Annotated in this window: 6 protein-coding genes and 1 rRNA gene; 1 reads left to right on the top strand and 6 read right to left on the bottom strand. The window is 69.9% G+C overall.

The features are described 5' to 3' along the window. Positions 1-68 (bottom strand): 16S ribosomal RNA (locus HDG69_RS07775); the annotation flags it as partial. A gap of 464 nt (positions 69-532) precedes the next feature. After that, complete coding sequence (gene tyrS, locus HDG69_RS07770) at positions 533-1,792, bottom strand: tyrosine--tRNA ligase (RefSeq protein ID WP_343036313.1); 1,260 nt, start codon at positions 1,790-1,792, stop codon at positions 533-535. A 114-nt stretch (positions 1,793-1,906) separates the two neighbouring features. Between tyrS and HDG69_RS07765 the strand changes: the two genes are divergently transcribed. Further along, entirely contained in the window at positions 1,907-2,827 is a 921-nt protein-coding gene (locus HDG69_RS07765) for an MHYT domain-containing protein (protein ID WP_246256011.1), read from the top strand. Here HDG69_RS07765 and HDG69_RS07760 read toward each other — a convergent pair. From HDG69_RS07760 to HDG69_RS07745, 4 genes are read right to left on the bottom strand one after another with little or no spacing between them, the layout of a single operon-like run. Continuing rightward, a complete protein-coding gene (locus tag HDG69_RS07760; RefSeq protein ID WP_171783091.1) occupies positions 2,797-3,474 on the bottom strand; it encodes a DNA-3-methyladenine glycosylase in 678 nt (225 codons plus the stop codon). The genes HDG69_RS07765 and HDG69_RS07760 overlap by 31 nt on opposite strands. Continuing rightward, complete coding sequence (locus HDG69_RS07755) at positions 3,471-4,082, bottom strand: uridine kinase family protein (RefSeq protein ID WP_171783090.1); 612 nt, start codon at positions 4,080-4,082, stop codon at positions 3,471-3,473. Before HDG69_RS07755 ends, HDG69_RS07760 begins: the two co-directional genes overlap by 4 nt. A gap of 3 nt (positions 4,083-4,085) precedes the next feature. Further along, positions 4,086-5,555, bottom strand: coding sequence for an argininosuccinate lyase (gene argH / locus HDG69_RS07750; RefSeq protein ID WP_171783089.1), 1,470 nt, complete (start codon positions 5,553-5,555; stop codon positions 4,086-4,088). 3 nt (positions 5,556-5,558) lie between these two features. After that, a complete protein-coding gene (locus HDG69_RS07745) occupies positions 5,559-6,788 on the bottom strand; it encodes an argininosuccinate synthase (protein WP_171783088.1) in 1,230 nt (409 codons plus the stop codon). Positions 6,789-6,803 lie beyond the last annotated feature (15 nt).

Raw genomic sequence — 6,803 nt, 5'->3', positions numbered from 1 at the left:
CGTTCGACTTGCATGTGTTAAGCACGCCGCCAGCGTTCGTCCTGAGCCAGGATCAAACTCTCCGTAAAAGAGAGAAAACAACCAACGACCCCCAAAGGGCCACCAGTCGCCAATCGATACTGGCCAGACCAAACAGACTAGCTGTTCAATCCAGTCCAAAGGAACCAAAAAGGTTCAAAATTTGGCATTGACTATCAAGCACACTGTTGAGTTCTCAAACAACCGACGCACACCATCCAGCACCGGAACAACCGCTCCGGCCCCATCCGGGGCAACCCTTCAACCTTACCCGATCCGATCTCCGCTGTCCACCGCGCTGCGCTGGACATCCTGAGACCCATCGGGCCCTCGACTGACCGGGCACACAACTGTACCTGATCCGAAGGTCCGAGGTCGTCCGCCTCGGGATCGGCCACCGGTACCCGGCCTCAGGCCGTCTCCTCGGTGTCCGTGCCTCCCTGTCGGGCGAACAACCAGAACATTACACAGCCCCTGGCCGCGGTGCCAAATCCGCAGGCCAGGGGCTGGATCGTCACTGGGCGACGGCGACCGCGAGCGTCTTCTTGCCACGTCGCAGCAGGACGAAGCGCCCGTGGAGCAGGTCCTGGGCCTGCAGCACCGCGTCCTCTGCCTCGACCTTGACGTTGTTGACGTACGCGCCACCGTCCGCCATCGCTCGCCGGCCGGCGGCGCGCGACGGCACGAGACCGCTGTCGACCAGGGCGTCGAGCACCGGGGTACCGACCGTGACATCCACGCGGGGAAGCTCGGCCGTGGCAGCGTCGAGGGTCGTGGCATCGAGCCCGGCGAGCTCACCGCGACCGAAGAGGGCCTGGCTCGCCGCGATGACCGCGTCCGTCGCCTCCTGCCCGTGGACCAGCGTGGTCACGTCGGCGGCCAGCGTGCGCTGCGCCTCGCGGGCACCGGGACGCTCACGGACCGCGACGGCGAGATCCTCGATCTCCTCGCGCGATCGGAAGGTGAAGATCTTCAGCCAGCTCACGACGTCGGCGTCCGCGGCGTTCAGCCAGTACTGGTAGAAGGCGTAGGGACTCATCATGTCGGGCGCCAGCCAGACCGCACCGCCCTCGGTCTTGCCGAACTTGGTCCCGTCCGCCTTGGTGATCAACGGGGTCGTCAGCACGTGGACGACCTCACCCTCGGTCCGACGCACGAGCTCGACCCCGGAGAGCAGGTTCCCCCACTGGTCGTTGCCTCCGGTCTGCAGCGTCACGCCATGACGGCGGAACAGCTCCAGGAAGTCGATGCCCTGCAGGATCTGGTAGCTGAACTCCGTGAAGCTGATGCCCTCGTCGGACCGCAGACGGCGCGCGACGGTGTCCTTGGCGAGCATCGTGCCCAGGCGGTAGTGCTTGCCCACGTCCCGCAGGAAGTCGATCGCCGACATCCCCTGGATCCAGTCGAGGTTGTTGACCATGACCGCCGGGTTGTCGCCCTCGAAGTCCAGGAACCGAGAGATCTGTGCCTGGAGCCGTCCGGTCCACTCGGCGACCGTCTCCTTGGTGTTCAGCACCCGCTCGCCCGACTGGCGAGGGTCGCCGATCATCCCTGTCGCGCCACCCACCAGTGCGACCGCACGGTGTCCGGCGCGCTGCAGGTGACTCAGCACGATGAGCTGGACCAGATGGCCGTGGTGCAGGCTCGGCGCCGTCGGGTCGAAGCCGCAGTAGTACGCGATCGGCCCGTTCGAGAGTGCCTCTCGCAGCGCAGCCTCGTCGGTGGACTGCGCCACCAGGCCGCGCCAGTGCAGCTCGTCGAGAACGTCGATCACGGTGTACTCCTTCGGATGGGTCCTGGGCCCGGGCGGGCCGCCTCCCTAGTGTGCACGACGCCGCGGGTGAAAAACGTTGCCATATCAGTGAAGTGAGGCTTACCTTGCCTGGGAATGTTAGCGCCCTACATCGTCGAGGAACCCTTGATATCCCACTTCACCTACGGCCTCCTGACCCCCGTGCTCTCCTTCGGGCTCTCCTTCGTCGGATGCGCCATCGGACTCTCGGCCACGGCGCGAAGCCGGCTCTACGACGGGCGTGCCCGACGCCTCTGGCTCTGGATGGGTGCCCTGGCGATCGGAGGCATCGGCATCTGGGTGATGCACTTCGTCGCCATGCTGGGGTTCACCGTCTCGAGCATGGAGATCCGGTACGACCTTCCCCTGACGATCGCCAGCGTGGGGCTCGCCGTGCTCGTCGTCGCTGGTGGCCTCTTCATCGTCGACCGAGGTTCGGGACGACCTGCGGCCGTCCTGACCGGTGGCACCGTCACCGGTCTCGGCGTGGCGAGCATGCACTACCTCGGCATGCACGCCATGCACACGGAGGTCGCGATCCGCTACGACGGGGGCCTGGTCGCCCTGTCCGTCCTGATCGGTGTGGTCGCAGCGACGGCAGGGCTGTGGCTCACGTACACCGTCCGGTCCGCGCTGGGCGGCATCCTGGCGGCCGCCGTGATGGCGCTCGCCGTCTCCGGGATGCACTACACCGGCATGGCCGCCATGGACGTGGCCGATCACGCGGGTCACACGACTGCACCCGTCGACGGCCTGACGACCCAGGAGCTCGTCGGGCCGCTCGTGGTCGTGCTCACGGTCTCGGTCCTCGCCCTGGTCGTGGTGGCGATGATCGCGCGTGCCCCGCACGAGATCCGGGCCGACCGGGAGTTCGCGCAGTGGCGCCAGGCGCTGCACGGCCGTGAGGAGCGCGAGCTCGAGGCCGTCGGTGCACGACCTGGCGGCGCGCCGACCACGACCGGCGCCCCCGAGTCCGACCGGCTGCGTCAGCGCGAGCGTCGGACGACCGGGCGGTAGGCCGACACGGTCGGCTCGTCGACCAACCACGAGCGCCAGCCGAAGCGCTCGGGGTCCGCGCCGTCCCCGCCGACCCCCACCCGTGGACCGGTCGCGACGGTCCGGGGCAGCGGGTCGACCGGGAGACGCACGGAAAGCACCCCGGCAGGCTCGGTCGCGTCCTCGGAGTCGTCGTCCAGGTCCAGCGCCAGCGCGACCGCGAGACGAGCCGGCCCGCGGGCGATCTGACGGTCCGAGTCGCACGCTCCGACCGACTCCCGTCGAGACCGCGCCAACGGCGCGCCCTCGACGACCTCGCCCGCTCGCAGCAGGACAGCACCGGCGTCACCCACGGATCCGCACACCAGGTTCACGCAGTGGTGCAGGCCCAGGTGTCGATAGACGTAGAGCCGGCCCGGCGGGCCGAACATCGACCGGTTGCGGGTCGACGGACCTCGGAAGGCGTGCGACGCCGGATCGTCGGGTCCCCCGTAGGCCTCGACCTCGGTCAGGCGCAGCACGACGTCCCCGTCACCGTGCCGCCGGACGACGTAGGCGCCGAGCAGGTCACGGGCGACGTCGTGCACCGACCTCGCATACCAGGAAGCGCCCGGGACGCGCCACGCGTCGGCGGCGACATCGCCCGCCTGCCCTGACGTGACGCTCATCGGACCTCCTGGGACGCGCGGATCCGACCGAAGCCGTCCAGACGGACGTCGGCGCGCTCGCGCGTCTGCTCGGCAGCGTAGTGGGCCGCCTCGTCCTCCATCCACCGCAACCAGTGCGGTCGCGCGGCCTCACCGTCCCGCGCCAGGCCGCGTCGCAGCCTCTCGGCGTCCGCGGCCTCCACCCAGATCCGCAGTGCGGTCCAGGCGTCCACCTGCCGGGCGGCCGCGCCGCAACCCTCGACGACCAGGCTGGGGGCCGGCGGCACCAGGTGTCGCTCGGCCCGGGCTGCCGTCATCCAGTCGTACCGCCGGTACTCCCCCGGTCGGCCGCTCGCGAGCGGAGCGAGCACCCACTCGCCCAGCCGGGCCGCACCGCCGCCGGGCCCGTCCTGCCACCCTTCGTACAGGTCGTCCATGTGCACGACCTGGCAGTCCAGCTCGACCGCGAGCTGTGTCGCGAGCGTCGTCTTGCCGGACCCGGCGGGCCCGTCCACGCACACGAGCCGGGTGCGCCGCCACGGCGGCGGCACCCCCGGCCCAGGCAGGCGCGGCGGTGCCGCACGCACTCTCCGCACGACGGCGGCGAGCACGTCAGGACCGACGCTCATCGGTCAGCCCTCGGCCCAGAACCGGTACTCCGTGGCTCGCTCCTTGGCAGCCTCGAGCTGCTCGGCCACCCGCTGCGGAGCGGTCCCGCCGACACCGTCCCGAGAGGCGACGGAACCCTCGACGGTCAGCACCTCGCGCACCCCCGGGGTGAGGTGCGACGAGATCGCCGCGAGGTCGGCGTCCGAGAGGTCCCAGAGCTCGATGCCGCGCTCCTCGCAGACCCGCACGCACGCCCCGGCGACCTCGTGCGCCACCCGGAACGGCACGCCGGAACGCACCAGCCACTCGGCGACGTCGGTGGCCAGCGAGAACCCCTGCGGGGCGAGCTCGGCCATCCGGTCGGTGTCGAACGTCAGGGTGCGCACCATGCCCGCGAACGCCGGCAGCAGCACCGTCAGCGTGTCCACCTGGTCGAAGACCGGCTCCTTGTCCTCCTGCAGGTCGCGGTTGTACGCGAGCGGAAGGCCCTTGAGCGTGGCCATCAGACCCGTCAGGTCACCGATCAGACGCCCGGACTTGCCGCGCGCCAGCTCGGCGATGTCCGGGTTCTTCTTCTGGGGCATGATGCTCGACCCGGTCGACCACGCGTCGTCGAGCCGCACGAACCCGAACTCCTTGGTGTTCCACGCGATGATCTCCTCCGAGAGCCGCGACAGGTCCACCCCGATCATCGCCGCGACGAAGGCGAACTCCGCGACGACGTCGCGAGCCGCCGTGCCGTCGATCGAGTTCTCGACCGGACCGTCGAAACCCAGCTCGGCGGCCACGGCGGCAGGGTCGAGCCCCAACGACGAGCCCGCGAGCGCCCCCGAGCCGTACGGGGAGCGGGCCGCGCGCACGTCCCAGTCGATGAGCCGGTCGACGTCCCGCAGCAACGGCCAGACGTGCGCCAGCAGGTGGTGCGCCAGCAGCACCGGCTGCGCGTGCTGCAGGTGCGTGCGCCCCGGCATGACGGCCTCACCGGCAGCCTGGGCCTGCGCGATGAGCTCGTCGGCCACGGTGACGACCTGCTGGGCGATCGTCCTGGCGTTCTGGCGCAGGTACAGCCGCACCTGCGTGGCGATCTGGTCGTTGCGAGAGCGGCCGGCCCGCAGCTTGCCACCCAGCTCGTCACCCGCCCGCTCGATCAGACCGCGCTCCAGGGCGGTGTGCACGTCCTCGTCGCCGAGCTCGGGCAGGAACACGCCCGACTCGACGTCGGCCTCGAGGCGGTCCAGGGCGTCGAGCATCCCGGTCAGCTCGTCGTCGTCGAGCAGGGCCGCGCGGTGCAGCACGCGTGCGTGCGCCCGTGAGCCGGCGATGTCGTAGGCCGCGAGCCGCCAGTCGAAGTGCGTGGACTGCGACAGTGCTTGGAGCTCCGGTGCGGGGCCGCCGGTGAACCGGCCGCCCCACAGGCTCACCGACGCCGGGGCGTCGACGGCTCCACCTGTGCCGTCGGTGCCGTCGCTGGAGGGCTTCTCGATCTCAGCCATGGTTCACAGGTCCCCGGTGCCGAAGTCGACGCCGTTGCCGAAGCGCTCGTCGCGGGCTGCGGCCTGCTTCGCGGCCAGGCCGTAGATCTCGATGAAGCCCTTGGCGTGCGACTGGTCGAACGAGTCGCCCTCGTCGTAGGTGGCGAGGTTGAAGTCGTACAGCGCCGCCTCCGAGCGACGTCCCGTCACGGTGGCGCGGCCCCCGTGCATGACCATCCGGATGTCGCCGGAGACGTACTTCTGGGTCTCCTCGACGAACACGTCGAGGTTCTTCTTCAGCGGGCTGAACCACATGCCGTCGTAGACCAGCTCGGTCCAGCGCTGCTCGACGCCCTTCTTGAAGCGTGCCTGCTCGCGCTCGAGGGTGACGTTCTCGAGCTCCTGGTGGGCCGCGATGAGGGCCATGGCGCCGGGCGCCTCGTAGACCTCGCGGGACTTGATGCCCACCAGCCGGTCCTCGACGATGTCGATCCGGCCCACGCCCTGCGCACCGGCGCGGCGGTTCATCTCCATGATGGCCTGCAGCGGGGTGACCGCCACACCGTCCAGCGCGACGGGGACGCCGCCGGCGAACGTGATGACGACCTCGTCCGCGACGGGTGGGAAGGTCGGGTCGTCGGTGTAGGAGTAGACGTCCTTGGTGGGCTCGTTCCAGATGTCCTCGAGGAAGCCCGTCTCCACGGCGCGACCCCAGACGTTCTGGTCGATCGAGAACGGGTTCTTCTTCGTCGTGGCGATCGGCAGGTCGTGCTTCTCGGCGTAGTCGATCGCCTTCTCGCGCGTCAGGGCGAGGTCACGGACCGGGGCGATGGTCCGCAGGTCGGGCGCCAGGGACGTGGTGGCCACCTCGAAGCGCACCTGGTCGTTGCCCTTGCCGGTGCAACCGTGCGCCACGGTCTGCGCCCCGAACTGCCGGGCGGCGCGGACCATGTGCTTGACGATGACCGGCCGCGAGATCGCCGAGACCAGCGGGTACCGGTCGAGGTAGAGGCCGTTGGCCTTGAGCGCAGGCATGCAGTACTCGTCGGCGAACTCGTCGCGGGCGTCGGCCACGTACGCCTCGACGGCACCGCAGTCGAGGGCACGCTGACGGATCATCTCCATGTCCTCACCGCCCTGGCCGACGTCGACGGCGACGGCGACGACCTCGGCACCGGTGGCCTCGGCGATCCAGCCGATCGCGACGGAGGTGTCCAGGCCGCCGGAGTAGGCGAGCACGACGCGTTCAGTCATGAGTGTTCTTCCTTG

Source organism: Isoptericola halotolerans (genome assembly GCF_013149785.1).
Taxonomy (GTDB): Bacteria; Actinomycetota; Actinomycetes; order Actinomycetales; family Cellulomonadaceae; genus Isoptericola; species Isoptericola halotolerans.
This window is presented reverse-complemented; position numbering and strand designations above follow the sequence as displayed.